The sequence below is a fragment of the Actinoallomurus acaciae genome (assembly GCF_042429965.1).
GTDB classification, from domain to species: Bacteria; Actinomycetota; Actinomycetes; order Streptosporangiales; family Streptosporangiaceae; genus Actinoallomurus; species Actinoallomurus acaciae.
Window position 1 is genome coordinate 1 of record NZ_JBHLZP010000081.1, and the last position, 22,918, is coordinate 22,918.

At 71.2% G+C, this 22,918-nt stretch carries 25 protein-coding genes; 14 read left to right on the forward strand and 11 right to left on the reverse strand.

What is annotated here, in order from left to right; genetic code table 11:
• The coding region (locus ACFFNX_RS13720; RefSeq protein WP_378200511.1) for an MDR family MFS transporter at positions 1–1,576 on the reverse strand (1,576 nt) is incomplete at its 3' end.
• 117 nt (positions 1,577–1,693) lie between these two features.
• Between ACFFNX_RS13720 and ACFFNX_RS13725 the strand changes: the two genes are divergently transcribed.
• Entirely contained in the window at positions 1,694–2,242 is a 549-nt protein-coding gene (locus ACFFNX_RS13725) for a TetR/AcrR family transcriptional regulator (RefSeq protein ID WP_378200515.1), read from the forward strand.
• Between the two features lie 43 nt (positions 2,243–2,285).
• On the opposite strand, the gene ACFFNX_RS13730 is transcribed toward ACFFNX_RS13725, so the two are convergent.
• Positions 2,286–3,884: an amidohydrolase gene (locus tag ACFFNX_RS13730; RefSeq protein ID WP_378200518.1), complete on the reverse strand. Its 1,599-nt coding sequence runs from the start codon at positions 3,882–3,884 to the stop codon at positions 2,286–2,288.
• Between the two features lie 178 nt (positions 3,885–4,062).
• Here ACFFNX_RS13730 and ACFFNX_RS13735 point away from each other — a divergent pair, with 178 nt between their 5' ends.
• Together ACFFNX_RS13735 and ACFFNX_RS13740 are read left to right on the forward strand one after the other, a co-directional pair.
• Positions 4,063–5,130 carry a hypothetical protein gene (locus ACFFNX_RS13735; RefSeq protein WP_378200521.1) on the forward strand — a complete coding sequence of 356 codons (1,068 nt, stop codon included), beginning with the start codon at positions 4,063–4,065 and terminating at the stop codon, positions 5,128–5,130.
• 137 nt (positions 5,131–5,267) lie between these two features.
• Positions 5,268–5,639: a hypothetical protein gene (locus ACFFNX_RS13740; protein ID WP_378200524.1), complete on the forward strand. Its 372-nt coding sequence runs from the start codon at positions 5,268–5,270 to the stop codon at positions 5,637–5,639.
• Positions 5,640–5,643: 4 nt separating this feature from the next.
• Here ACFFNX_RS13740 and ACFFNX_RS13745 read toward each other — a convergent pair whose 3' ends face one another.
• From ACFFNX_RS13745 to ACFFNX_RS13755, 3 genes are read right to left on the reverse strand one after another with little or no spacing between them, the layout of a single operon-like run.
• The gene (locus tag ACFFNX_RS13745) at positions 5,644–6,552 is read right to left on the reverse strand and encodes an acetamidase/formamidase family protein (RefSeq protein WP_378200527.1); all 909 of its coding nucleotides are present in this window, start codon (positions 6,550–6,552) and stop codon (positions 5,644–5,646) included.
• A 2-nt stretch (positions 6,553–6,554) separates the two neighbouring features.
• Positions 6,555–7,919 carry an APC family permease gene (locus ACFFNX_RS13750; protein WP_378200530.1) on the reverse strand — a complete coding sequence of 455 codons (1,365 nt, stop codon included), beginning with the start codon at positions 7,917–7,919 and terminating at the stop codon, positions 6,555–6,557.
• Positions 7,920–7,964: 45 nt separating this feature from the next.
• Entirely contained in the window at positions 7,965–8,669 is a 705-nt protein-coding gene (locus ACFFNX_RS13755) for an alpha/beta fold hydrolase (protein WP_378200533.1), read from the reverse strand.
• A gap of 138 nt (positions 8,670–8,807) precedes the next feature.
• Here ACFFNX_RS13755 and ACFFNX_RS13760 point away from each other — a divergent pair, with 138 nt between their 5' ends.
• Complete coding sequence (locus ACFFNX_RS13760) at positions 8,808–8,972, forward strand: hypothetical protein (RefSeq protein ID WP_378200536.1); 165 nt, start codon at positions 8,808–8,810, stop codon at positions 8,970–8,972.
• Here ACFFNX_RS13760 and ACFFNX_RS13765 read toward each other — a convergent pair.
• Entirely contained in the window at positions 8,923–9,807 is an 885-nt protein-coding gene (locus ACFFNX_RS13765) for an alpha/beta fold hydrolase (protein WP_378200539.1), read from the reverse strand. The two genes, ACFFNX_RS13760 and ACFFNX_RS13765, sit on opposite strands and share 50 nt — an antisense overlap.
• 4 nt (positions 9,808–9,811) lie before the next feature.
• Positions 9,812–10,978, reverse strand: coding sequence for an FAD-dependent oxidoreductase (locus tag ACFFNX_RS13770; protein ID WP_378200542.1), 1,167 nt, complete (start codon positions 10,976–10,978; stop codon positions 9,812–9,814).
• A 104-nt stretch (positions 10,979–11,082) separates the two neighbouring features.
• Between ACFFNX_RS13770 and ACFFNX_RS13775 the strand changes: the two genes are divergently transcribed.
• Both ACFFNX_RS13775 and ACFFNX_RS13780 read left to right on the forward strand, forming a co-directional pair.
• Complete coding sequence (locus tag ACFFNX_RS13775) at positions 11,083–11,622, forward strand: TetR/AcrR family transcriptional regulator C-terminal domain-containing protein (protein WP_378200545.1); 540 nt, start codon at positions 11,083–11,085, stop codon at positions 11,620–11,622.
• Positions 11,623–11,666: 44 nt separating this feature from the next.
• On the forward strand, positions 11,667–12,434 hold the full coding sequence (locus ACFFNX_RS13780) for a DUF72 domain-containing protein (RefSeq protein ID WP_378200548.1): 768 nt from the start codon (positions 11,667–11,669) through the stop codon (positions 12,432–12,434).
• Position 12,435: 1 nt separating this feature from the next.
• Here the strand turns inward: ACFFNX_RS13780 and ACFFNX_RS13785 are convergent, their stop codons facing one another.
• On the reverse strand, positions 12,436–13,341 hold the full coding sequence (locus ACFFNX_RS13785) for a TIGR03619 family F420-dependent LLM class oxidoreductase (protein WP_378200551.1): 906 nt from the start codon (positions 13,339–13,341) through the stop codon (positions 12,436–12,438).
• Positions 13,342–13,488: 147 nt separating this feature from the next.
• Between ACFFNX_RS13785 and ACFFNX_RS13790 the strand changes: the two genes are divergently transcribed.
• Entirely contained in the window at positions 13,489–13,722 is a 234-nt protein-coding gene (locus tag ACFFNX_RS13790; RefSeq protein ID WP_378200554.1) for a threonine dehydratase, read from the forward strand.
• A gap of 155 nt (positions 13,723–13,877) precedes the next feature.
• The gene (locus ACFFNX_RS13795) at positions 13,878–14,042 is read left to right on the forward strand and encodes a hypothetical protein (RefSeq protein WP_378200557.1); all 165 of its coding nucleotides are present in this window, start codon (positions 13,878–13,880) and stop codon (positions 14,040–14,042) included.
• A 26-nt stretch (positions 14,043–14,068) separates the two neighbouring features.
• Here the strand turns inward: ACFFNX_RS13795 and ACFFNX_RS13800 are convergent, their stop codons facing one another.
• Positions 14,069–14,644 (reverse strand): TIGR03086 family metal-binding protein, encoded by a 576-nt coding sequence (locus ACFFNX_RS13800; protein ID WP_378200560.1) that lies wholly within the window; start codon positions 14,642–14,644, stop codon positions 14,069–14,071.
• Positions 14,645–14,739: 95 nt separating this feature from the next.
• Between ACFFNX_RS13800 and ACFFNX_RS13805 the strand changes: the two genes are divergently transcribed.
• Both ACFFNX_RS13805 and serA read left to right on the forward strand, forming a co-directional pair.
• Positions 14,740–15,546 carry a helix-turn-helix domain-containing protein gene (locus ACFFNX_RS13805; RefSeq protein ID WP_378200562.1) on the forward strand — a complete coding sequence of 269 codons (807 nt, stop codon included), beginning with the start codon at positions 14,740–14,742 and terminating at the stop codon, positions 15,544–15,546.
• Between the two features lie 75 nt (positions 15,547–15,621).
• Positions 15,622–16,839, forward strand: a complete 1,218-nt coding sequence (serA, locus tag ACFFNX_RS13810; protein WP_378200565.1) for a phosphoglycerate dehydrogenase — start codon at positions 15,622–15,624, stop codon at positions 16,837–16,839.
• An 82-nt stretch (positions 16,840–16,921) separates the two neighbouring features.
• Here the strand turns inward: serA and ACFFNX_RS13815 are convergent, their stop codons facing one another.
• On the reverse strand, positions 16,922–18,568 hold the full coding sequence (locus ACFFNX_RS13815) for an APC family permease (protein ID WP_378200568.1): 1,647 nt from the start codon (positions 18,566–18,568) through the stop codon (positions 16,922–16,924).
• 316 nt (positions 18,569–18,884) lie between these two features.
• On the opposite strand from ACFFNX_RS13815, the gene ACFFNX_RS13820 reads away from it, so the two are divergent.
• The 3 genes from ACFFNX_RS13820 (at position 18,885) to ACFFNX_RS13830 (ending at position 21,019) form a co-directional block, all read left to right on the forward strand.
• Positions 18,885–19,133, forward strand: a complete 249-nt coding sequence (locus ACFFNX_RS13820) for a hypothetical protein (RefSeq protein WP_378200571.1) — start codon at positions 18,885–18,887, stop codon at positions 19,131–19,133.
• 184 nt (positions 19,134–19,317) lie between these two features.
• Positions 19,318–20,106 carry an SAM-dependent methyltransferase gene (locus ACFFNX_RS13825; protein WP_378200574.1) on the forward strand — a complete coding sequence of 263 codons (789 nt, stop codon included), beginning with the start codon at positions 19,318–19,320 and terminating at the stop codon, positions 20,104–20,106.
• 79 nt (positions 20,107–20,185) lie between these two features.
• Positions 20,186–21,019 carry an IclR family transcriptional regulator gene (locus ACFFNX_RS13830; RefSeq protein WP_378200578.1) on the forward strand — a complete coding sequence of 278 codons (834 nt, stop codon included), beginning with the start codon at positions 20,186–20,188 and terminating at the stop codon, positions 21,017–21,019.
• A 61-nt stretch (positions 21,020–21,080) separates the two neighbouring features.
• On the opposite strand, the gene ACFFNX_RS13835 is transcribed toward ACFFNX_RS13830, so the two are convergent.
• A complete protein-coding gene (locus ACFFNX_RS13835; protein ID WP_378200582.1) occupies positions 21,081–21,599 on the reverse strand; it encodes a MarR family winged helix-turn-helix transcriptional regulator in 519 nt (172 codons plus the stop codon).
• Positions 21,600–21,736: 137 nt separating this feature from the next.
• Here ACFFNX_RS13835 and ACFFNX_RS13840 point away from each other — a divergent pair, with 137 nt between their 5' ends.
• The gene (locus tag ACFFNX_RS13840) at positions 21,737–22,834 is read left to right on the forward strand and encodes an NAD(P)/FAD-dependent oxidoreductase (RefSeq protein ID WP_378200585.1); all 1,098 of its coding nucleotides are present in this window, start codon (positions 21,737–21,739) and stop codon (positions 22,832–22,834) included.
• The last annotated feature ends 84 nt before the right edge of the window (positions 22,835–22,918 follow it).

Below are 22,918 nucleotides of genomic sequence, written 5' to 3' on the forward strand. Positions count from 1 at the left end.
CGGCCGGAGCCGCCGGGGCGGCGGGGGCGGCCGCCGGGGCGCTTCCGCGCAGCGGCACCTCGCGGATCAGCCAGGCGACCAGGAACCCGGCGAAGGCCAGCACGGCCCCGCCGACGACCACGCCGTGCACGCCGTTCGTGACGCCCAGCTCGAACGCGTCGCGCACCATCTGCGGCAGCTTGTGCAGGGCCGCCGGGGACAGGTTGACGCCGCCGGTGGTCAGCGAGCCGCCGGCCTTGGAGCCGAGCTGTTCGCTCAGGGTGTGCTCGAGACGGTTCGTGTAGATCGAGCCGAGCAGCGCGACGCCGAGCGAACCGCCGATCGTACGGAAGAGGGTGACCGAGCCGCTGGCCGCGCCCATGTCACGCAGTTCGACGCTGTTCTGGGTGACGAGCATCGTGTTCTGCATGATGAAGCCCATGCCCAGGCCGACCCCGATGGTCAGCGCGGAGCTCGCCGCCGTGCTGGTGTCCACCTTCAGCATGAGGAGGACGAGCATGCCCACGGTCAGGATCGCGCCACCGATGATCGGGTAGATCCGGTAGCGGCCGTTGCGGGTGATGAGCTGACCGGTGGTCAGCATCACGACGAGCATGCCGAACATCAGCGGCAGGAGCAGCAGGCCGCTCGCCGTGGCCGAGGCGCCCCGGACGTACTGCATGTACTGCGGGAGGAAGTTGACCGCGCCGAACATCGCGGCGCCGACCAGGAAGCTGAGGATCTGCGCGACGCTGAAGTTGCGGCTGCGGAACAGGCGCGGCGGCAGGATCGGCTCCGACACCTTGCCCTCCGCGTACACGAAGAGCACCAGCCCCACGACGGCGGTGATCGCGAGCGCGATGATCTGCCAGGAGGCCCAGGGGTACTCCGTGCCGCCCCAGCTCGCGACCAGGGTCAGCGCCACGACCCCGACGGTCAGCAGGAACGCCCCGATGAAGTCGATCTTGGCCTTGACGTGCTGGGTGTGCAGGCGCATGCCCAGGCCGGTCACCAGCAGTGCGGCGGCGCCCAGCGGCAGGTTCACGTAGAACGCCCAGCGCCAGCTGAGGTGGTCGGTCAGGAATCCGCCGAGCAGCGGGCCGCCGACGAACGCCACCGGCATCATGCCGCCGATCAGCGCCTGGAAGCGGCCGCGTTCGCGCGGCGGGACCAGGTCACCGATGATCGCCATCGCGCCGACCATCAGACCGCCGGCGCCCAGGCCCTGCAGCGCGCGGAAGCCGATGAGCTGGTCCATGTTCTGCGACACGCCGGAGAGCGCGGAGCCCACCAGGAACACGACGATCGCGGACATGAACATGCCCTTGCGGCCGTACAGGTCGCCGAGCTTCCCCCAGATGGGCGTCGCCGCCGCCGTGGCGAGCGCGTAGGCGGTGACGACCCAGGACAGGTGGGCGAGACCGCCGAGGTCTCCGACGATGGTCGGCAGAGCCGTGCCGACGATGAGGTTGTCGAGCATGGCCAGGAACATGCCGAGCATGAGGCCGACCATCGCGATGTAGATCGAGCGCGTGCTCCTCGGCGGCGGCGCCGACGTGTCCGGCGGAGCCACCTCCGCTGCGTCCGTGACCGTCATTCGTCCACCCCTCCCCGAAACGGCATCAGGTACCCCGTTTCCACCAATAGCAATCTTACTTGCCGTACGGTAAGCTACAAACTAACCGGGCGTCAAGTAAGGCAGGTGAGGCGGGGGATGGGCGAGCGCCGGAGCGACACACGCGAGAGGATCCAGGCCACCGCCCTGGAGCTGTTCGCCGAGCACGGCTACGAGAAGACCTCGCTGCGGGAGATCGCGGAGCGTCTCCACGTGACGAAGGCGGCGCTCTACTACCACTTCAACAGCAAAGAGGACATCGTCGTCAGCCTCTTCGACGGCCTCATCGCCGACATCGACGCGCTCATCACCCGGTTCCGCGAACAGCCCCGCACACCGGAGACCCGCAGGGAGCTGGTCCAACGGTACGCCCGCCTGGCCCACGACAGCCCGCCCGGCATGCGGCGGCTGCTCCAGGACGCACGCACCTCGATGCGCGAGCTGACCGTGGGCGACCAGCTCCAGGACCGGATGCGCACGATGGTCCACCTGCTGACCGACCGGGACGCCCCGGCCCTCGCCCAGCTCAAGTGCGTGATGGCCATGGCCTCGATCAACGCCGCGATGTTCGCCCTCCAGGACACCGACACGACCGCCGAGGAACGCCACGCCGCCGGTCTGACCCTCGCCCTGGAGCTCGTCGGCTGACCCGGACCGGCGAGCGCGACCGTCGATGCGCGCGCGGGCCCCGTCAGCCGTGGACACGTCGGCCCGCGACGTACGTGGCGAGTACCGGGATGGACGCGATGCCGTACGGGTCGGCGGTCAGCGGGTTCTCCCCCAGCACCACGAAGTCGGCCGCGTACCCGGGCGCCAGGCGTCCGCGGGTGGAGGCCACACCGTCCGCCTCGGCCGAGCCGGTCGTGTAGACGCCCAGCGCCTCCTCCACGCTCACCCGCTGCGCGAGGCCGACCGGGGCCCCGTCGCCGAGGCCCCTCCGCGTCACCATCGACTGGACGCCCACCAGCGGCTCGTACGGGCCGCACGGGTGGTCCGACGAGCCCGCCACGGTCACGCCCGCGTCCAGGAAGGACCGGTGCGCGAACATCCGCTCCGTGCGCGACGGCCCGTACCAGCGGTTCAGCGCGTCCCCGTGGTACGCGACATAACCCGCGAACGGGACGGCGACGGCCTCCAGCTCCCTCATCCGGAGGAGGATCTCCTCGTCCACGACCGAGCAGTGCTCGATCCGGTGCCGCAGGCCCGGCCGGGGAGCGTTCCGCCGCGCGGCGGCGAAGGCGTCCAGGACCAGGTGGATCGCCGCGTCGCCGTTCGCGTGCACGCCGATCCGGTCGCCGTTCCGGTGCACCGTCGCGACCGCCTCGAACAGGTCCTCCGTGGCGGTGGTCTGCATGCCGTGGCCGCCGTCGGCGTACGGCTCGGACAGCAGGCACGTACGGCCGCCGAGCGCGCCGTCCGCGAACGCCTTCACCCCCACGAAACGCAGGAAGTCGTCGCCGAAGCCGCTTCCGACGCCCAGGGCGCGCGCCCGGTCGTAGTGGTCGACGGACAGCAGCATGCCGACCCGCAGCGTCAGCAGGCCGCGATCCCGCGCCCGCCGCAGCAGGTCCACGTCCGACGGCGCGACCAGCGCCTCGCAGATCGAGGTGAGGCCCGCGGCGTGCCATCGCCGGACGACGCGCTCCAGGCCGCGCAGCCGGTCCTCCGGCGAGGCGGCCGGCAGCGCCGTGCCGCCGCGCGCCGTCGCCGGATAGACGACGTTCATCAGCGCGCGTTCGATCAGCCGCCCGTCCAGGCGTCCGTCCGGGGAACGGCCGTACTCGCCACCGGCCGGCGGCGGCGAGGACTCCCCGATGCCCAGTTCGTCCAGCGCGCGGGAGTTCGCGACGCCCCAGTGCCCCGCGACCTGCACGACGAGCACCGGGTTGGCCGGCGCGACCCGGTCCAGGTCCCAGCGCGTGAGCGGCCCGGTCTTGGCGTCGTCGTACCGGCCGCCGCGGATCCAGGCTCCGGCCCCGGTCGTACGCGCCTCCGCTCCGACGCGGTCCAGCAGGTCCGCCACCCCGCTCACCGCGGCCGCAGACAGGTCCAGGTGCAGCAGGCCCTCGGCGGCGTGCACGAGGTGAACGTGGGCGTCGTGCAGGCCGGGGACGACCGTGGACGCGCCGAGGTCGACCTCACGGGCGCCGGGAAACCGCGAGCGCAGCGCGGCCACGTCGCCGACGGCGCGGATCCGGTCGCCGTCCACGGCGAACGCCTCCGTCTCCGGCCCGTCGAGTGTGAGCACGCAGGCGGCGCGGAACAGCACCGGCGGGTTCTCACGGATCATCGGCGCCTCCTCTCACAAGGGAATACGCAGACGACATCAAGCGAACGCTCATGTCCACGTCGAGGTCCGGCCATGAGTTGTTCACCCGGTGATTCCGGCAGGGCCACGGCGATCGGCCGCATGACGTCTAATCTCATTTGCCATCCCTTGACCATTCCTTTGCTGCGAACGGTGGCCGATGGCATCCCGCCTGATCTTGCACATAGGTCTGCAGAAGTCCGGCACGACCTACCTTCAGGAGCTCATCGCGAGCGGCGCCGGGGAGTTGGCCAAGGCCGGCGTCGTCTACCCGGTGGCACCCGCGGGCAGGCGGCGGCGCCGTACGGAGAACCACGAGTGGGCCTCCTACGGTCTGCTCGGATCGGAGTACCCCTGGGTGTCCGAGCAGCGGGCCGCGGACGAGAAGGGCGCGTGGAAGATCCTCGAACGCCAGGTCGCCCGCACCAAGGGGACGGTGCTGCTGTCCGCGGAGGCGCTCTCGGTGATCCGCACGTCGGCGATCCGCACGCTGCTCGACCGGCTGGCCGTGCGCGACGTCGAGATCGTGGTGACCGCGCGGGGCCTGAACCGGTCGCTGCCGTCGCTGTGGCAGCAGCACGTGCGCAACGGCCGGCGCCTGGGATTCGAGCGTTACCTCGACATGCTCGGAGAGCAGCGGCGGATGCCGGCGGCACGGATCGAGGAGGACCTCGACCTGCATCTGTGGCGGGCGTTCGCGGTCGGCCGCCTCGCCCGGCGCTGGGCGCGTGAGGTGGGCGAGTCCCGCGTGCGCGTGGTGACCAGCCCCGGCCGTCCGCCGGAGCTGCTGTGGGCGCGCTTCGCCGAGGCGATCGGCGTGCCCGGCTTCACGTTCCGCGCAGGCGACGCCGAACGGCCCGTGCACACCGGCCTGACCGCACCCGAGGCCGTGGTCCTCACCTCACTCAACGCCGCGCTGGCGTCGGCCGGCTGGCCCTCGGACCGGGCACGGCGGCTGCGGGAGGCCGTGCTGTCCGACGGTTTCCAGCCGCGTACCGAGCGCGGGCCGCGCATCGCGATCCCGGCGCACTGGCGGTCATGCGTCGCGGAATGGAGCGCCGAGGACGTCGCCGACCTGCTGGACAGCGGCGTGACGGTGATCGGCGATCCGGCGGACCTGCGTCCCGAGCCGGCGCGCGAGGACGTTCCGGCGCCCACGATCGAGGAGGTCGGCGCCGCGTGCGCGGCGGCCGTCCTCGCGGTGAACGGCAAGGCGCCGGGAGCGTAGGTACGGCGGTTCCGGAAAGGCGCGGAGGATCACGGGGACGCACGCCGATCGGCACCTGGTTCCGCCGGACGAGACGGATCGATTCCCGGCCGGCCGAGCTTGCGATCATTCGAACTTGTGTTCGAGAATGCCTGATCATGCACGATGCCCGTCAGCTTGATCACTATCCGGCCGGCTCTCATCGGGTCGAGGCCCGGAACCCCTGGGTCTGGATCCGGCACCGGGGCGCCTGGCGAAAGGGCGCGATCCACTGCTGGTACGTCCACGGCGACGTCTGGATGGCCTGGATGCAGCACGAGGACCCGGCGCCGGACGTGCCGTGGGCGCAGTGGGGGCTGTACCGATACGACGGGACGACCATCCGCCGGCGCCACTCCCCGGCGGCGCGGGCGCACGTCGAGGTGCCGGACGGCGGTCCGCGCGACCGGTTCACGGCACTGCTGCGCGACACGGGCTACAGCGTGGTCCAGGAGGAGACGGACGCGGCGGTGGCACTGCACCTCGGCTGAACCGTCAGCTCAGGTACGCGAGCTCCAGATGCGCCGACACCACCCAGTTGGGCGCGTCCACGACCTCGGAGATCTTCAGGTCGGCGGCGATACCGGCCAGCAGGTACGCGTCGACGGGGTCCAGCCCGGTACGGCCGGCGATCTCCGCGACGAGCGCGCGGGTGGCCTCCACGGCCGCGGCCATGAGGTCGGGCCCGACGCCGGTCGTGGCGAGTGCCGCGCCGGTGCGGTGCGTACGCGGGTGCGTCTCGATGCCCGGCGTCGCCGGCGCGGCGTCGCGGCGCAGGCCGACCCGGAGCCGTACGGTCGCGTCGGTCTCCACGCCCGTGCCGCTCACCTCGCCGTCGCCCATCGCGGCGTGCGCGTCGCCGAGGGAAAGCAGGGCACCTTCGACGCCGACCGGCAGGACGAGCCGCGCGCCGGGACCGATGTGGCGCACGTCGAGGTTGCCGCCCCAGCGGCTCGGCGGCACCATCGGGTGCGGTCCGGGCTCGGGCGGCGCCACGCCGATGGTGCCGATCATCGGCACGACCGGCACCGAGACGCCGGGCAGCAGTTCGGCGCGGCCGTCCGCGATGGTGGAGACCCGAAGGTGCGGATCGGGGAAGTCCTCGGCGAGCAGGCCGAAGCCGGGGATGCAGGCGGTCCAGCCCCAGGAGCCGACCTCCACGTCGAGGATGTCGACCACGAGCGCGTCGCCCGGCCGTGCGCCCTCGACCGTGAACGGGCCGGTGACCGGGTTGACCCGGGTGAAGTCCAGGCCGGGCACGTCGGCGGCGGTGGAGCCGGCGGTGAGTTGGCCGCCGCTCGCCTCGGCGGTCTCGACGGTGATCTCGTCGCCGGGCGCGACCGTCGCGATCGGGGCCAGCGCGTGGTCCCAGGCGGTGTGCGTCTCGGTCCGCTTGACGTGCATGGTCAGTCCTCCAGGGAGAGCTCGGTGCCCCGGCCGGTCAGCCGGTAGAAGACGAGCAGGGCCGCGCCGACGGCCAACCAGATGATCCCGCCGACCTTGGCGCGCGTGTCCGCGTTGACCAGGACGTAGCCGATGATCACGAACCCGACGGCGGGGGCGACCAGGTGCAGGTGCCAGCGGCGGCTTCTGTTCCTGAGCACGAAGTGCACGAACACCGAGACGTGCAGCAGCAGGAAGGAGAACAGCGCACCGAAGTTGACCAGCGACGACAGCAGGTCGACCTGGCCCACGAACACCAGCCCGAGGATCAGCGACAGCACCGAGACGAACAGGATGGCGCGCTCGGGGATCTTCCTCGTGGGGTGGACGTGCGCGAGGAAGGCGGGCAGCTTGCGGTCGCGCGCCATGCTGTAGAGCAGGCGCGAGGTGGCGGCCTGCGCGACGAGGGAGTTGGCGACGCCCGCGGCCAGCGCCGAGGCGACCGCGACGGTCGTCTTGAGCCAGGCACCGCTCGCGGTCTTGGCGATGTCGTAGAACGCGGTGTTGGTCGGGTCGCCGTCGGCGAACGAGGTCTGGTGCGGCACCAGCAGGCACGCCACGTACGTCTGGATGATGAACAGGGCGGCCACCGCGCACAGCGACAGCACCGTGGCACGGCCGACGAGCCGTCGGTCGCCGTCCTTGACCTCCTCCGACAGCGTCGAGATGCCGTCGAAGCCGAGGAAGCTCAGCACCGCGATGGACAGTGCCCCGAAGATCAGGCCGGGCGTGACCAGGTGCGGCTTGAGCAGCGGGTCGAACGAGAAGTGGGCGCCGTTCCGGTGCGCCGCGATCGCCGCGATGCCGAACGCCACGAAGAGCGCCAGCACGATCATCTCCAGCAGCAGGAACAGCCGGTTGAGCCGGGCCGTCGACTCGATGCCGAGGTAGTTGACGACCGTGTTGACCAGGACGAACGCCACGATCCAGATCCACTGCGGCACGCCCGGAAGCAGCGAGGTCAGCGCGGCGGCGCTCACGACGTACAGCAGGGTGGGGACCAGCAGGTAGTCGAGCAGGATCGCCCAGCCGGCCAGGAAACCGACCTTGTCGTTGATGCCGCGGCCCGCGTAGGAGTAGACCGAGCCGGCGATCGGGAAGGCCCGCGACATCTCGCGGTAGCTCAACGCGGTGAACAGCATCGCGACCAGCCCGATGAGGTACGTGAGCGGCACCATGCCCTTGGCGCCGTTGAAGACCACGCCGAAGATGGCGAACGGCGCGATCGGCACCATGAACACCAGGCCGTAGATCATCAGGTCGGCCAGGCTGAGGGAGCGCTTGAGCTCCTGCTCGTACCCGAAGGAGCGGAGGGTCTCTGAGGACATGAGGCGGGGACCTCTCGGTCGTGCCGCTCGCGCGGCTCGTCGGGCTCAGTCGTGCTGGTCGAGGAAGGCGGCGATGGCCTTGAGGCAGGCGTCCTTCCCCTCGACGTGCGGCATGTGGCTGGACTGGTCGAAGATCTGCCACCGGACGTCGGCGATGCCGTCGGCGTACGGCCGGACGACCTCCTCGGGCCACGGGATGCGGCAGACGTGGCGGTCGTAGAAGACCCGGGTGGCCCGGGTGTACTCCTCCGAGCCGGTCGTGCCGGCCTCCTCGTGGCGCAGCAGCGTCGCCTGGACGTCGGCCGGGAGCCGTCCGCGCAGCTCGCCGGCCGCGGCGAGCCACAGTTGCATCGACGCCGGCGAGGCGGCGATGACCAGCGACCGCAGGCCCGCGGGCCCGGTCACGGCGTGTTCGGCGCCGAGCATGCCGCCCCACGACTGGCCCAGCACGTGGTAGCGGTCGCCGATGCCCAGCCGGGCGATGAGGCCGGCCAGCTCCTCCACGAACAGGTCGACGGTCCAGAACCCGGCGCCCTTGTCGCGCAGGTGGGTGGACCGGCCGTTGCCGAGCTGGTCGTAGCGGACGACCGCCCGCCCGGTGCCGGCCAGCTCGGCCAGGGAGTCGAGATAGTCGTGCGTGCAGCCGGGACCGCCGTGCAGGACCACGAGGGGCGCCTTGTCCGCGGGTAAATCTCCGGTCACGCGGTACCACGTCCGGTGACCGCGGAAGTCGACGTATCCCTCGTTCACCGGCAGGACCCTCCTAGAGTCGGGGATCACATGCAACGCAGCATAAGAGGGCAAAGGTCTAACTTCCAGACCTTTACCTGGGCGACCGGCTGCCCAGCGAGCATGAGCCGGCCGCCCCGCTGAAGGTGAGCCGCGGGAGTGTCGGAGGAGCCGTACACCTGCGAGATCTACAAAGAGGCCGCGCCGCGCCACCACGGCCTGGCCGAGGCGGTGCTCGACGGCGACGCGGAGCGCGCCGCCGAGCACTTCGCCATCACCGACCTGCGCCGTCTGGTCGCGCGGGTCGGCCGGGATCGGCCGTGAAGAAGTCCCGCAGCGCAGCGGCCACGACGAGCGGCCGCCCGTCGTTCGTCGGGCCCGAATGGCCGAGGCGGGGGAAGGTCACGCTCCGCGCGTGCGGGAGCACGGCGGCGAGGCGGCTCAGCGCCGCACGGAGGTAGGCGGGGCTCCTGGCCCCGCCGAGCAGCAGCACCTGCGCCGGCACCGACGCGTACTCCTCGGCGGTGCCGGCCATCTCCTGGACGAGGCGGATGTCGAACCGCTGGGTCGGGACGAGCGCCTCGATCGGCACGTCGTCACCGGACGGCTCGCGCCCCGCCCGGCCGGCGATCGCCATCAGCGGCGTGAGCACGAAGCGCGGCACGCGGCCGAGCACCGGTTCGACCTCCATGCCCTTCAGGGCCGTGACCAGGGCGGCGCCCGTACGGCCGGCCGCGATCTCCCGTTCGAAGCGCGGCAGCCAGTCCAGCGGCATCGAGCCGGCGGCGTCCAGCGGTGGCTCGTACAGCGCGACCCGCTCCAGTTCGGGGACGGCGAGGGCCGTGCGCAGGGCGACGAGCCCGCCGGAGCTCAGGCCGAAGATCCGGTTCGCCCCGGTCTCCGCGATCAGGGCCCGCACGTCCTCCACCTCGCGCGCGACGCCGTATTCGCCGCCGTGCCCGCCGCTCAGCCCTCGTCCGCGACGGTCGGGCACACAGACGGTGAAGGCGTCCGCGAGGGCCTCGGCGAGCCCGGTGAGATGCTGCGACGCCAGCATTCCGCCGTGCAGGAGGATCAGCGCGGGGCCATCGCCCCAGCGCCGGTAGCCGATCGTCGTCCCGTCGGCGGATCGGACCTCCCCCTTGCCGTACCCGCTCACGGAGTCACTCCTCCCCGCGCGCGGTGCCCGACGGGACGAACCGCTTCATCGCCCGCTTGCCGACCTCGACCGCCGCGTTCCCGCGTTCGAGCAGGTCGCGCTGGTACTCCTCCAGGGCCGACCGCAGGTCCCGCTCGCCCTCGAAGGCCTCGGCCAGCCGCGCGCTCAGGCGTACGGCGTCCTGCATCGCGGTGTTGGCCCCGTTGCCTCCGCTGGCCAGGGTCAGGTGCGCGGCGTCGCCGAGCAGCGTGACCCGCCCCGCCGGCCAGGGCGGCATCGGCCGGTCGAGGACCTTGGACCGGCCGACCGCGCTCATGTCGGAGGAACGCACGAGGTCGAGCAGGTCGGGGTGCCAGCCGTCGATGAGCTCCAGCACCAGGTCGCGCGCGTCCTCCGCGGCGCGTCCCGGGGCGGTGGCCGCCGGGTGTCCCGGCGGCACGAGCAGCACCCAGCGCACGTAGTCGTCGCGGTACGGCAGGTCCAGGCCGGGAGCCAGTTCGGCGGCGGCCGCGGACGGCTCACGGCCGAACCGCATCGATCCCAGCATCAGCGTGATCCCCGGGCCCTTCACCATCGTGCCGCGGCCCGGCACCAGCCGCAGGAACCGGTCGGTGAGGGTGGTGCGGCCCATCGCCCCGCACAGGTCGGCGTCGACCAGCCCGACCTCGGGCACGAGACGCCGCCGTACCGCGGAGTTCCCGCCGTCGGCGCCGACCAGCACCTCACCGCGGGACTCCGTGCCGTCGGCGAAGCGCGCGGTGACCCCGTCCGCGTCTTCGGCGAAGTCCACGAGCCGCCTGCCGTACGCGACCCGGTCGCCCAGCCCGCCGAGCAGTATTCGCCGCAGCACCTGCCGGTCCGTCGCCAGCGTGCCCGGCGACGGCCCCTCGTGGTCGCGGCTCAGCTCCGTGAGCCGTTCGTCGAACAGCAGCCCCGGGCCGGTCAGCCTGCCGCCCGTGGCCTCCGCCAGCGCGTACAGGCGCTCCGGCAGGGCCGCCCGCAGCGCCTCCAGGCCCGGCGGCGCCAGGCCGATCCGGTACCCCTGGAAGCGGTCGCCGCTCCCGTCGTCGGCCTCATGCACCCGCACGTCGACACCCGCGCGCATGAGGGCGTGGGCGAGCGTCAGCCCGCCGAGCCCCGCCCCGATCACCAGTACTCGTCCGTCCATCATGTCCGCTTTCCCCTCAACTCGAGGTGTACAACGTGCACGTGAACGCCGTACACGTGTACATTGTTCACGTAGGGACCGCCGACTTGTCAACCGGGAGGACATCGATGGGGCAGCGCCGCGTGGAGGTGGTTCAGGCGGCGATCGAGCTGCTCGACGAGGTCGGCCTGGACGGCCTCACCATGCGCCTGCTGGCGTCCCGGCTCGGCGTACGGGCGAGCGCGCTGTACCGGCACTACCCGAGCAAGCAGGCCCTGCTCGACGGGATGGTCTCCCACCTGGCCACGTCGCCCGCCGACGCCCCTCCGCCGCCCGGCGGCCCGTGGGACGAGCGGCTGCTCCGCACCGCGACCGGCGTCCGCGAGGTCATGCTGGCCCACCGCGACGGCGCGCGCCTCATGGCCGGCTTCCAGGACCCGGGTGGCGCCGCCGTCGCCGCCTTCCACGACCTCGTCGCCGCGCTGGGCGCGGACGGGCTCGCCACCGAGGCGGCCGTCGTCGCCGTGGACACCGTCCTGGCGTTCGTCAACGGCTACACGTTCGAGGAGCAGGCCCGTAAGTCCGCCATCCCCCGGGAGCGCCGGGACCGCGACTTCCACGCCGGCCTGGAACTGATCATCAGCGGCGTCCGCGCGTCGCTGCCCTGAGCGGCCCGCGAGCGTACGTCGCCCTCCGGGGGTATGTACGCGGCATGCCGATCCTCGTTGGCACGTCCGGCTGGCAGTACAAGGACTGGCGGGGGGTGCTGTATCCGACCGGCCTGGCGCAGAACCGCTGGCTGGAGACCTATGCCGCCGCGTTCGGCACGGTGGAGAACAACAACGCCTTCTACCGCCTGCCAGCCCCCGAGCTGTTCGAACGGTGGTGCGGCCTGACGCCCGCGGCGTTCGTGATGGCGGTCAAGGCCTCGCGTTACCTCACCCACATCAAGCGGCTCGCCGACCCCGAGGAACCCGTCGAACGCCTGATGAACTCCGTGCGCGGGCTCGGCGACCGGCTCGGGCCGATCCTGCTCCAGCTCCCGCCCACGCTCCGGGCCGAGCCCGAGCGGCTCGACCGCTGCCTGCGGGCGTTCCCGGCGGGCGTACGGGTCGCGGTCGAGCCGCGCCACGACTCCTGGTGGACCGGCGAGGTACGAGACCTGCTCACCGAGCGCGGCGCCGCCCTCTGCTGGCCCGACCGGCTCGGCCGGCCGCTGACGCCGCTGTGGCGTACGGCCGGCTGGGGGTACGTGCGGTTCCACGAGGGCGCGGCGAGACCGTGGCCGAGCTACGGCGACCAGGCACTGCGCGCTTGGGTCGGACGCATCGGTGACGCGTGGCCGGACGACGCCTACGTCTACTTCAACAACGACCCCGGCGGCGCGGCCGTACGAGACGCCATCCGGTTCGGGCGGTTCGCCGGCCGGGCCGGGCTCCCGGTGAGCCGCACGCCCGATCGCGCCCTCACGCGCGCCTGAGTCAGGCCATCGCCGCGCGGAAGCGCCCGGCCAGGTCCAGCATCTGCTTCAGGTCCCCGGTCGTCTGCTGGAAGTCGGCGAAGACCTCGTACGCGCCGGTCGACCGGGCGTACTCGGCGATCTGCTCGATGGTGCCGGTCCGGGGCAGCAGGTCGGCGGCGGCCGGTTCGTCGGTGATCCGAGGGTTCATGCGGAGCATCATCCGCAGCGAGTCCGGGTCGCGGCCGGCGTCCTCGGCCGCATGGCGCACGGCGTCCCACATCGGGGTCAGCACCGCCAGCGGCACGCCCGCGGCCAGCCAGCCGTCGGCGCGGCGGCCGATGCGCTCAAGCGTCACCGAGGAGTATCCCCCCAGGTAGATCGGCGGGCGGGGGCGCTGGACCGGCTTCGGCTCGATGCGCGACGTCGGCACGGAGAAGGACCCGCTCTCGTACGTGACCGGGTCGTCCGCCCAGATCCGCTCCAGGACGTCGACGATCTCCTCCAGCCGCACGCCGCGTCGCGCCCACGGCACGCCCGCGGCCGCGTACTCGTCCGAGGACCAGCCCAGGCCGAGACCCACGTCGAGGCGGCCCTCGCTCAGCACGTCGAGACTCGTGAGGGTCCGCGCGAGCAGCACCGGAGAGTACCAGGGGGCGTTCAGCGTGCTGGTGCCGAGCCGGACGCGCTCGGTGACCGCGGCGGCGGCGGTGAGCACGGTCAGCGGGTCGAGGAAGGTGGTGTACTCGGGCGGCATCCGCCCGTCGGCGCTGCCGGGGTAGCGATCACGTGGATTCACCGGGTCGAGGATGCGGTCACCGGTCCACAGGCTGTCGAAGCCGAGCGCCTCGGCGGCACGCGCCACCTCGATGACCGCGTCGCGCCGTGCGAACGCCCCGTACTGACTCAGCGCCAGACCAACCCGCACGCTGATCTCCTTCCCTCGTGGAATCCATGATCAAACTAGCCTGACGGGTCCGTCCGCGTGAATTCGGGAATGTCAGCCATAGAGGGACAAAAGGGGGAAATCATGTCGCATCACAACGGCCACGCACACGGGCCAGCCTGCGGTCATGTGGCGGTCCCGCACGGCGATCACGTCGACTACGCGCACGAGGGCCACCTGGACACCATGCAGGAGGGACACTGCCAGGAGTGCGAGCCCAGCGGCCACAGTGAGCACGACCACCACGAGCACCAGCACCATGAGGGCTGCGGGCACGTCGCCGTGCCGCACGGCGACCACGTCGACTACATCCACGACGGGCACCGGCACGCCGCGCACAGCGGTCACTGGGACGAGCACTGACCCGGTACGAGCGCCGACGTCAAACCCCGCTCGATCACCGACGGCCCAGAACTTGACGCGAGCACGATCTGATCGTGACCGATGTCCGGGCATACCGGGTTCATCACACCCACCACCGCCCGCTCGGAGCGGTAACCGTACCTAGGAGTGCCACGATGGGATTCTCGCGTTCGCGCCGTCCGATAATGCCGCTCGTCGTCCTGGCCATGACGGCCGCCCTCGCGTACGCCGCGGGCAAGCGCCAGTCCATGGGCGCCAAGGCCGGCGGCCGGATCAAGGCCACGAAGCGCCGCGCCCGCAAGGCACGCTCGCGCGCCTGAGCGGCTGAGAGACCGCCCGTCCGCGTTCAGGGCCGCCAGGCGGGATCACGTCCCGCGAGACCCAGCGCACGGTCGACGGGCGGGGCCGACGCGGAGACCGCGACCTCCGGCCCGAACGCCCCGTACCGGCGGCCCATGTCCGCCATCGACGACACCTGGCCGAACAGGGCCTCGGCCAGGTCGTCGTCGAGGGCGTACTCCTGCCCGCTCGCCATGGCCAGATCCCAGCCGTGCAGCAGGAACTCGGCGAACACCAGCCCGCCGATCGCCTCGGCGGGCATCCGCATGTCTCCGGACAGACTGGCGGTGCCCTCCCAGGCGTCCGGCGCGGACCAGGCCTCGGCGGTCGCGCGGGTCCGCTCGGTGAGGCTCTCCGCCCAGCCGGGCTCGGGCGTGAAGCCCTCGTCGGGGGCGCCGGTGTTCGGCCGCTTGAGCGCGGCCGCTCGCGCCGGCTCCGTCATCCAGCCCGACAGGTGGCCGAGCAGCGTGCGCACGTCGAACTCCGGGCAGGGCGTGGGCCGGTCCAGCATCTCCGGTTCGATCCCCCGGACCACCGCGTTCGACGTCTCGACGGCCCGTACCATCAGCGGCCGCAGCTCCATGGCCTCTCTCCTCCGATCTCACGGTCGAAACGACCGGTACGCCACCGTAGTAGCGCCCCGGCGGGCCGGTATTGAACAAATGCGACACTGCTCCCATGGTCGAAGGGGCGTACGGCGGCGGGCGCGGCATCCTCTGGCGCCGCACGGCGCTCGAACGCTTCACCGTCGAGCGCCGGGCGCCCTCACCGGACCTCGCGGCCGTCGCCGACTACCTCTGGATCCTCACCTGGGACCTGCGGGATCGCGAGCCCCACCGGCAACAGGTGCTCACCCGCCCGGCGATCAACATGACCTTCACGACCGGAGGAAGGGCGCGGGTCGCCGGAGTCGTCCGCGACGTGTTCGGCGAGACGATCGCGGGCCGGGGCCGCGTCGTCGGGGTGTGCTTCCGGCCGGGCGGGTTCCGGCCCTTCCTCGACGGGCCGGTGTCCGCCCTCACCGACCGGTTCACGCCGGTCGAGGAGATCTTCGGCCCCTCCGCGCGAACCGTCGCGGACGCGATCATCGCCGAGCCCGACCGGGACCGGGCCGCCGCGATGGCGGAGGATCTGCTGCGGTCCCGCGCGCCGGAGCGGCCCGACCCGGTGATCGATGAGGTCGCGGCCATCGTGGCCCGCATCGCCGCCGACCCCGCCCTGCTGCGCGTGGACGATCTGGCGGCCGCCTTGGGGATCGGGGCGCGGCGGCTTCAGCGGATCTTCGCCGAGTACGTCGGTGTGGGCCCGAAATGGGTGATCCGGCGGCACCGGATGCAGGAGGCGGCCGAGCGCGCGGCGGACGGCGACGGCGTCGACTGGGCCGCGCTGGCCGCCGAGCTGGGCTATGCCGACCAGTCCCACTTCACCCGCGACTTCACCCGGACGCTGGGCGTCTCCCCCGCCCAGTACGCTCGAAGCTGCTGACCGCAGCGGTGGCGCACCGGCGCGGCGGCCTCACATAGCATGAATATCGACCGAATCCGGTAGGAGGATTTCCAGGTGAGCCCCGCTACTGCACCCCGCCGCGCGCTGCTGTTGGAGAACATCCACTCCGACGCGGTCGCCGGGCTGGAGAAGAACGGCTACGCCGTCGAGACCGTCGCCGGCGCGCTCGACGAAGACGAGCTGATCGCCCGCATCCGCGGTGTCGAGCTGCTCGGCATCCGTTCCAAGACGAACGTCACGGACGCGGTGCTGGCCGCCGCGCCCGACCTGCTCGCGGTCGGCGCGTTCTGCATCGGCACGAACCAGATCGACGTGACGTCCGCCTCCACGCGCGGCGTCGCCGTGTTCAACGCCCCGTTCTCCAACACCCGCAGCGTGGTCGAGCTGGTCATCGCCGAGATCATCGCGCTGACCCGCCGCCTCGTGGACAAGAACACCGGCATGCACGCCGGGGTGTGGGACAAGTCCGCCGAGGGCAGCCACGAGGTGCGCGGGCGGCGCCTGGGCATCATCGGGTACGGCAACATCGGCAGCCAGCTCTCGGTGCTCGCCGAGAACCTCGGCATGTCGGTGTTCTTCTACGACACCGCCGACAAGCTCGCGCTGGGCAACGCGCGCCGCTGCTCCAGCATCGAGGAGCTGCTCGCCACGGTCGACGTCGTGACGCTCCACGTGGACGGCAGGCCGGGCAACAGCGGCATGTTCGGCGAGGCCGAGTTCGCGCGGATGCGCCCCGGCAGCCTGTTCCTCAACCTCTCGCGCGGCTTCGTCGTCGACCACCAGGCGCTGCGGCGGCACATCGAGTCCGGGCACCTGGCAGGCGCGGCCGTCGACGTGTTCCCCACCGAGCCCAAGGCGCGCGGCGACGAGTTCGTCTCCGAGCTGCGCGGGCTGCCCAACGTGATCATCACGCCGCACATCGGCGGGTCGACCGAAGAGGCGCAGCAGGACATCGGCCAGTTCGTGGCCGGCAAGCTGCACGACTTCGTCTCCACGGGCAACACCTCGCTCAGCGTGAACCTGCCGCCGGTCTCGCTGACCTCGCAGAACGGCGTGCACCGCCTGACGCACCTGCACCGCAACACGCCCGGCGTGCTGGCGACGATCAACAGTGTGCTCGCCGACCACGAGGTCAACATCGAGGGCCAGCTGCTCGGCACCCGTGGCGACCTCGGGTACGTGATCACCGACATCGGCAGCCAGTACACCCAAGACGTGATCGGCCAGCTCCGCGACCTGCCGACCACGGTCCGGCTGCGGCTGCTGTCCTAGGGCCCGTACGCGACGACGGCGCGCCCGCCGGCCCTCAGGGGTCGGCGGGCGCGCCGTCGCAGGCGCGTGTTCACCCGTGCGGTCAGTCGGCGAGGTTGAGGGCCGGGGCCGCCCTGAGCTCGGCCTCCTCCGCCTCCACGGCGGCGGCGACCTCGGCGCTGGAGACCGCGAGCCGCACCGCGACGAAGTAGACGATCAGCGACCAGACCGCGACGATCACGATGTCCGTCCAGTTGGGAATCGTGTTGTTGCCGCCGTACCGGCCGAGGGCGCCGATGACGACCATCACGCCGAACCACGGCCAGATCCAGGCCGAGGACCTCAGGTTGAGCGGGACGCGTTCGCCGGCGGGCAGCGTCGTGCGGTGGATCGCGAAGATGATCAGGCCCAGGAGGGACGCCACGCCGAGCTTCCACTCGGCCTGGAAGGTCGACCAGTAGATGATGAGGTTGGCCGCGACGAAGGAGATCGGCGCGAGCACCCGGAAGGCGGGCAGGCGGTACGGCCGGGGCCGGTCCGGGTCACGCAGGCGCAGCGCGGTGATGGCGATCGGCGCGAAGGCGTACATGATCGCGGTGGCCTCGGTGACCAGGCCGACGAGCTTGCTCCAGCTCGGGAAGGGCAGGAAACAGAGCTCGCCGACGATGAACGCGATGATGATCGAGATGAGCGGCACGCCCTTCCTGCTGACCTGCGCGACCTGTTTGGGCAACGCCTTCTCCCGGCCCAGGGCGTAGGACAGGCGGGAGGAGGTCGCGATGTAGACCAGGCCGGTGCCCGCCGGGGAGATCACGGCGTCGGCGTACAGCATCCACGCCAGCCAGGCGACGCCGGCTCCGGTCGCGAGCGTGGCGTACGGGCCGAAGTCGCCCTTGCCGATCGGGTTGGCCCAGCCGTGCGCGAGGTTGCCCGGGTCGAGGGCGCCGATGAAGGCGATCTCCAGCAGGATGTAGACGATCGTGCCGATCACGGTGGCGGTGATGACCGCGCGGGACACGTCCCGCTGCGGGTTCCTGGCCTCACCGGCGAGCTGGATCGCCTGCTCGAAGCCCTGAAGGGCGAAGACCACACCGGCGGGCAACGCCGCGAACACTCCGTGCGCGCCGAACGGCGCGAACCCGCCGCCGGCCGAGAAGTTGCCGACGTGGAAGGTCAGCAACAGCAGGACGACGATCGTGAGCAGCGGGATCGCCGTCTTCCAGATCACCGCGATCGAGTTGGACTCCGACAGGAGCTTGACCCCGACGATGTTGATCACGATGAAGAGCAGCATGAAGATACTGGCGACGATCAACCCGGTGCCGGTCAGGGTGCCGTCGGTGCGCAGCAGCGGGAAGTTCCGGTGGATCCAGCCGATGTGATCGGAGTACGACAGCGTCGCCTCGACCTCGATCGGGGCGAGTGACACCGCCTGGATCCAGGCCATCCATCCCGCGGCGAAACCGGCCAGCGGTCCGAAGGCGAAGGCCGGGAACCGCGCGGTGCCGCCCGCGACGGGGTAGGCCGCGCCGAGCTCGGCGTGCACCAGGGCGAGCAGGGACAGCATGATCGCGGCGAGCACCCAGGACAGCAGGGACGCGGGTCCGGCGAGCTTCGCCGCCGTCAGCGCGCCGAGTAGCCAACCCGACCCGATGATCGAACCCAGGGACACGAACATGAGTCCCCAAAATCCGACATCCCGGCGCAAATGTCTCCCTGAACCGACTGCGCCGGTCGTGGTCGTCGCCATGCCGCCTCCATAAGCAGGGGTCTCTACCAGCGTCACTCGCAAGGCCCTGACGGCCTGATCCGGGCAGCCGCGACCGCTCGCCGCGGATATGACCGGAGCGCGAGCGCTGGGGGGAGACTAGGCCCATCCGCAGCGCCATGCAACGGATGAAACCGCTGGTCACGACGGTTTTGACCGTAATGAAACATTGCATAGTCAAGTCTGAGCAAAGCCTCGGCAAAGGCCGGTTATGACGCTCGGTGACGGGAAGAGCACTCTGTTTACCCCGAGATGGAAGGTGCGTGCCATTCGAACTCATGTTCGATACGATGGAGGTATGAAGCGGCGAACATGCGATCACCCGGTCCAGGTCAGGTTTCGCGGCGACAGCCCGGCATGCTTCCGTCAGGACGACTGTGACTACGAGGTCATCACGTTCCTCAAGATGCTCGCCTTCCGCCGCCCGCAGGATGGCGTGGACACCCAGCTCTGGCAGGTGCGGGCCCGGTCCGCGGACATCCCGGAGCGCACGTACGAGCTCGAGTGCGACCATGGCCGCTGGCGCATGACGGCGTTCTGGTGCTGACCTCCTGACCGATCGCCACCCTCCGGACAATCGTTACGAAACGGCCACAGCTCCGATTTCACCCGCATGGCGCTGGTAATTTTCTATTTAGGAAACAACGCGACCTTTTTCGCATGTGATGCGTGAGGCGGTCGTGTCGTCCCCGCGTAGATTGACGCTCACGGAGCGGGACCGGGAGGCGCAGGTGACCGAACAGGCCTGGTTGCCACGAGGCGTCGACGCTCACCGGCCGACCGAGGCGAGGGTCCACGACTACGCGCTCGGCGGCAAGGACAACTACGCCATCGATCGCGCGTACGCCCACAAGCTCACGTCCCTGGTCCCCGGCATCGGCCGCCCGATCGTGGAGAACGGCAGGTTCGCCCAGCGTGCGATCCGCCACCTGCGCGACGCCGGCATCCGGCAGTTCCTGGAGATCGGCTGCGGCCTGCCGCGCCAGGGCAACGTGCACGAGGTCGCCGGCCCCGACGCGGCCGTCGTCTACGTCGACTACGACCCGGTGGCGGTCAGCCACTTCCAGGCGGTGCTGCCCTCGAACGGTCCCGCGCGGGCGATCCGCGCCGACGCCACCAGACCCGCCGAGGTTCTCTCGCACCCCGTCGTCGCCGAGGTGATCGACTTCGCCGAGCCGGTGGGCCTGCTGACGACCTACTTCTTCCATCTCGTCACGCCCGAGGACGACCCGGCGCGGATTCTGCGCGAGTTCCGCGAGCCGCTGGCCTCCGGCAGCCACCTGGTCCTCAGCCACCCGACTCTCGAGTTCCTGACCGATGAGGAGATCGCGGCGCTCCGAAAGATCTTCGCCGAGCTCAGGGAACGCGTGTCGGTCCGCGGGCGGGCCGAGGTGACCGCCCTGTTCGCCGGCTTCGACCTCCTCACCCCCGGGCTCGTCGACGCGCCCGAATGGCGTCCCGACCGCCCGTACCGGATGTCGCCCAGCCGGCTGCTCGCCGGAGTGGGCCGCAAGGCGTGAGGCCGGGGCGGCACCGGCGGTCCGTACGCGCCGGTGAGCTGCCCGGTTTCACGGTCGGCCACGGGGATAGGCTCAGCGTGTGGTGAGCTCGACCGGCGGCGGTTCCATCGACAAGGCGCTCACGGTGCTCGAAGCGCTCGCCGAGCACCGGCGGGTGACCGACATCGCGTCCGGCACCGGGTTGCCGAAGTCGACGGTGCACCGCATCCTGCAGTCGCTCGTCGGCTGGGGTTTCGCACGCGCCGACGGTCACGGCGGCTACGTGCCGGGCCCGCGCATCCTGACGCTGGCCGGCAAGGTGATGAGCCGCTTCGACCCGGCCCAGCACGCCGACGCGGCCCTGCAACGCCTGCGCGACCGTACGGGCTTCGCCGTGCACTTCGCGGTCCGCAGCGGCGACGAGGCCGTCTACGTGCGCAAGGTCGAAGGCCTGCGCCCGTACCAGATGGCCTCACGGGTCGGCATGAGCATGCCGCTGCACTCCACCTCGATCGGCAAGGCGATCCTGGCCCAGCTGCGCGACGGTGAGGTCGCCTCGATCACCTCCCGCACGGGGCTCGCACGCCGCACCGAACACACGATCACCGAGCCGAAGGCGCTGCTGGACCACCTGGCGGAGGTACGCCGCCGGGGCTACGCGGTCGACGACGAGGAGAACGAGGCGGGCATCCGCTGCGTCGGCGCCCCGGTGTTCGACCACACGGCCACCGTGATGGGCGGCATCTCGATCTCGGGCCTGACCTTCGAGGTCACCCCGGACGACGAGCACCTGGCCGACGAGGTCGTCACCGCCGCCCGCGACGTCTCCCTGGCCCTGGGCGCCCCTCGGGACCACGCCCGGACCGTCGACGGGATGGACGTCGCCGCGGCGCCCGGGAGAGGTCCCGCCCCGCGGAGGCCGGGGCCGATGTAGCAGACGAACGAAAGGTCCCGCTGAGGAGCGGCGGACGATGCGGCTCGGCGGGACCGGTCGTTCATGACCGGTCGGCGTCCAACCGGTCGGTGCTCTCCACGGCGATGCCATCGGCGTCCTCGCCGCAGCGCGCTTCAATGCGGTCGACGACCTGCCGGCTCCACGCGCGGATGGCTGCGGCCTGCTCGGGCGTGAGCGTTTCAAAGAAGTATCGGCGGATGTTGTCCGCATGCCCCAGGATGGCGTTCTTCACCGCCGTACGGCCCTTGGCGGTCAGCCTGATCCCGATCCGACGGCCGGACCGGTTCGCGGTCCGGGCCACGAGTTCGCGGTTCTCCATCCGCGTCAGCTGGTGCGCCACGCGGCTTTTCTCCCAGCCGAGCGACTCGGCGAGCTCGCCCACGCGCAGCTGGCCCTCGGCGGCCCGCTGAAGCGTCACGAGCACGCTGAACTCGGCCTTGGAGATGCCATGGTCGCGCTGCAGGTCACGGTCCAGCTCACGGGCCAGGAGACGCTGCGCCTGCATCCAGCCGTCCCAAAGCTCCCACTGCTCGGGTTCCAGTGTGCGGGGCTTCGTCATGGCTCGATCATAACGGCACGAAGTTGACGCGACAACTAACCCATGCCTAAAGTTGTCGCGTCAACTTTGGGCGTGTGCGGCTTCCTGATGCGCCGTGTGTACCGTCCAACGACCCGCAATTGCGCTGAGGAGCGGGAATGAATCACACAGTGGTGGTCATCGGCGGAGGGTATGGCGGGTCACTGGTCGCCAAGGAGCTGGACTCCGAGGCGGACGTCACGCTCATCGACCCCCGGGAGGCCTTCGTCAACGCGGCCGCGTCGCTGCGGGCACTGACTCGACCGGACTGGGCGCACAACGCGTTCTTCTCGTTCGCGACGCTGCTCCAACAGGGGCGGGTGATCCGCGACAGAGCCGTCTCAGTGGACCCGAAGGGCGTCACGCTCGCTTCGGGTGAGCGAGTCGAGGCCGACTATCTGGTCCTGGCCACCGGCTCCGACTACACGTATCCGGCCAAACCGCACCACGCGTCGACGAGCATCGACCAGCAACTGGACGATCTGCGCGAGACCCACAGGGAGCTGGCCGGCACCGACCGCGTGCTGATCCTCGGCGCCGGCCCGGTCGGCCTGGAGCTCGCCGGAGAGATCAAGGACGTCTGGCCGGACAAGTACGTGGTCATCCTCGACCGGGCCGGCCGGCTGCTCCCCGGCTTCCTTCCCGAGGTGCGGAACGAGCTACGCCGCCAGCTGGACGAGCTCGGCATCGACGTACGGCTGGGCACCGGTCTGACCGTGTTGCCGACGGTCGAGGCCGGCCGGGCCGGCCGCTTCGCGGTCACGACCGACAAGGGCGAGCAGATCGTGGCGGACACCTGGTTTCAGGCCTTCGGCGTCAAGATCAACACCGGCTACCTGGCCGACGGACGCCTCTCGCCCCTGACCGCGCAGAAGACGGTCCCGGTCACCGAACGACTGAACGTCCAGGGCTACGACCACGTCTACGCGATCGGAGACATCGTCGCTCTCCCCGACCCCAAGATGGCCTCCTACTCGATGGTCCATGCCGACCTCGTGGTGAAGAACATCAAAGCGCAGCTCGCCGGCGACCGGCCGCACGCCGTTCACACACCGACACCCGAGCGAAGAATCCTGCTTCCGCTGGGAACGCGCGCGGGCGTCGGCCAGCTCCCCACACCGGACGGTGTCGCCGCGGCCACGACGGAGACGGTCCGCCAACGCAAGGGCGCCGACCTGTTCACCGCGCGGTTCGCCTCCCGGTTCGGCCGCAGCTGACAGACCCGTCGCCCGTGGCCGGCGAGGCGACACCTGGCGACCTACGGCTCGCGCAGCAGCGCGTCGATCTCCGCGGCGGTCGCC